Annotated in this window: 3 protein-coding genes; all 3 read right to left on the bottom strand. The window is 40.3% G+C overall.

From position 1 onward, the window contains the following. Positions 1-540, bottom strand: a 540-nt coding sequence (locus V7150_RS25275; protein ID WP_335523785.1) for an amino acid ABC transporter ATP-binding protein, incomplete at its 3' end; no start/stop codon positions are given. After that, positions 537-1,193 carry an amino acid ABC transporter permease gene (locus V7150_RS25270; protein WP_335523783.1) on the bottom strand — a complete coding sequence of 219 codons (657 nt, stop codon included), beginning with the start codon at positions 1,191-1,193 and terminating at the stop codon, positions 537-539. The genes V7150_RS25270 and V7150_RS25275, both read right to left, overlap by 4 nt. Positions 1,194-1,299: 106 nt before the next feature. Next, on the bottom strand, positions 1,300-2,105 hold an 806-nt coding region (locus tag V7150_RS25265; protein WP_335523780.1), incomplete at its 5' end, for a basic amino acid ABC transporter substrate-binding protein.

The following is a 2,105-nucleotide window of genomic DNA, read 5'->3' as shown; positions in this document are numbered from 1 at the left end:
TTTCATTACCTCTAAAACCTCTCCGACCATTTCCGGGTCAAGCGCAGAGGTCGGTTCATCAAACAGCATAATTTTCGGTTCCATCGCTAAGGCTCTGGCAATGGCTACCCGCTGCTTTTGTCCGCCTGACAATGAATCAGGATAGGCTTCCGCTTTATCAGCCAACCCTACCTTTTTTAAAAGTTCCAACCCTTTTGCCCTCGCTTTTTCTGCCGGTACATTCCTTACCTTCATCGGGGCAAGCATAATATTTTCGATGACCTTTTTATGTGGAAAAAGATTAAACTGCTGGAATACCATTCCCACTTCAGTTCGGATTTTATTAATATCCGTTTTTTTGTCAGTAATATCGATCCCTTCAATTAGGACATGACCGCCAGTAATTGTTTCGAGCATATTGATACAGCGGAGGAATGTCGATTTTCCGGAGCCGGAAGGGCCAATCACGACAACGACTTCTTGCGGATCAACTGTTACATTGATATCCTTTAGAACCTCATTGTTTCCAAACGACTTTTTTAAACTTTTCACCTCAATCATTCTGTTGCTAACCTCCTTTCAATACGGTTTAATAGGAAGTTTAGGGAAAGGGTTAATACTAGATATATCACAGCAACTGTAAGATATGGCTCCCATGGGCGCATATATTGCCCCTGCATCGCACGTCCCCAATACATCAGCTCAGGAGCAGCAATTAAGGCAGCAAGCGAGGAATCTTTTATTAAGACAATAAACTCATTGCCAAGCGGTGGAATCATTCTTTTAATCGCTTGTGGCAAAATAACAAATCTCATAGCTTGTCCATGTGTCATGCCGAGTGAACGCGCTGCCTCCATCTGCCCTTTATCGATTGATTGAATCCCGGCACGGAATATTTCCGCCACATAGGCTGCAGAGTTTAAGGAAAGGGCCAAAATTGCTGCCACGATCGCATTCGTTGTGCCTAAAAATACCGGTACGACAGCGAAATGAATCAATAAGATTTGCACCATTAACGGAGTGCCGCGGAAAAAGTTGATGTACCAGTTAAACGGAAGAGCCCACAGCTTTTTTCGCATCATTTTTCCTAAACCAATAAATAAACCAAGTATTGAACCGATAATTATACCTGCGACCGAGAGGCCAATGGTTACTAATGTTCCCTTAAGAAATAAGGGAGCGTATTCCGCAATAAGATCCCACCTAAAATCCATTACCGATCCCCCTCCTATTATGTGTATTGTGCTATGTAGTGAAGTAAAGAAACCTAATCAAAAATTGCGTAACTGATTTAGAAAACTAGTTACGCAATTTAATCCCCTATTGTTGGTCCTTTATTACTTTTATATCAGGCTTCGTATTAAACCATTTCTCATAAAGCTTTTCGTAGGTTCCATTGTCTAACACTTTGTTCACAGCCTTGTCAAGATCTGCTTTTAGTTTGCTTCCCTTCGGTAACAAAAGACCATAGAATTCTTTTTCAAACGCTCCATCGTCTTCAATGAATTCAAAATTATCCTTTGGATTATTTTTTACATAGGTTTCAATCACTGTGTTATCCGCAACAACAGCATCTACGCCGCCTTTTTTCAACTCAAGAATTGCTAGATTGTTATTTTCAAACTTTTTTAGTTTTTCATTGTTTTTACCAAACAGTTTTTCTACAATGGTTTGGCCGGTCGTACCATTTTGTACAGCAATCCTTTTTCCCTCTAAATCTTTGGCACTCTTAATTGAGCTCCCTTTTGGTACTAGAATTTCATTTTTAGATAAGAAGTAAGGGACTGTATAGTCATAAGATTCTAATCGTTCAGGAGTGATAGTAATCGAAGAAACGGCTAAATCGGCTGTCTTCTTTTCAATTTCAACAAAGATAGGATCCCAGCCAACATGCTCCACCTTCACGCCGTAGCCTGCTTCCTTAATGACCGCCTTAACGAAATCAATATCAAACCCAACAACTTCGCCTTTATCCTGGTACTCAAATGGTGCGTAAGCGGCATCGGTAACAACTCTTAAAGTCTTCTTTTCTCCTCCCGTTTTAGTAGTTCCACAGGCTGATAGAATCAAGAGAAATGCTACCATTAATACTGTTGATACTAATTTTAATTTCTTCATCTTTGGCC

Source organism: Neobacillus drentensis, assembly GCF_036965245.1.
Taxonomy (GTDB): Bacteria; Bacillota; Bacilli; order Bacillales; family Cytobacillaceae; genus Neobacillus; species Neobacillus drentensis_G.
Note: the sequence above shows the minus strand (reverse complement) of the source record. Positions and strands in the feature narration are given on the sequence as shown.

Coding starts and splice junctions, on each gene's coding strand:
- V7150_RS25270 (WP_335523783.1), bottom strand. CDS start 1,193: ATGGATTTTAGGTGGGATCTTATTGCGGAATACGCTCCCTTATTTCTT.